The sequence below is a fragment of the Aurantimonas sp. A2-1-M11 genome (assembly GCF_036549475.1).
In the GTDB taxonomy this organism is placed as follows: domain Bacteria; phylum Pseudomonadota; class Alphaproteobacteria; order Rhizobiales; family Rhizobiaceae; genus Aurantimonas.
Genome location: NZ_JAZHLI010000234.1, coordinates 1 through 537, shown reverse-complemented (window position 1 = coordinate 537; position 537 = coordinate 1). Strand labels below are relative to the sequence as shown.

Annotated in this window: 1 protein-coding gene; it reads right to left on the bottom strand. The window is 57.7% G+C overall.

The genetic code is table 11. The annotated features are described in order from the left end of the window. On the bottom strand, positions 1–537 hold a 537-nt coding region (locus tag VQ042_RS25860), incomplete at both ends, for an EAL domain-containing protein (protein WP_331823087.1).

The following is a 537-nucleotide window of genomic DNA, read 5'->3' as shown; positions in this document are numbered from 1 at the left end:
TTGCGGATCGAGATATTGACCGCAACCGGCATGAGCATTCCAGCCTGCCTCCAGGCGAAGGCCCGCATCAACGCCAAATCCAGCACCTTCTGTGTAAGAGGGTGGATGAGGGCTGTCTCTTCGGCAAGAGGAATGAACTCTCCTGGTGCAATCAGCCCGTGCTCTGGATGCCTCCATCGGGCCAGCGCCTCAACACCAACGCACGCTCCCGTGACAAGATCGATCTTCGGCTGATACTGCAACGCAATTTGCCCCGGCGCATCAAGTGCTGCTTGCAGGTCCGGCAAAAGACGCGATCTTGACCTGTAGGTGTCGTCTTTCTCACCATCGTAGACTGCAAAGGACTGTCTAGCCTGCTCAGCATCCAGAAGCGCCGCGCTCGACTTCCGCAGAAGTCCGATTGCGTCTTGTCCGTGGCTGGGATAAGATGAAATACCGATGACCCCTCCGGCGAGCATAGGTACGCCCCCTGCCGAGTAGCGCTCATCGAGGACATTCAGGATTGCGCTGCAAAGACTGTTGTCGCCCCCCTTGGTA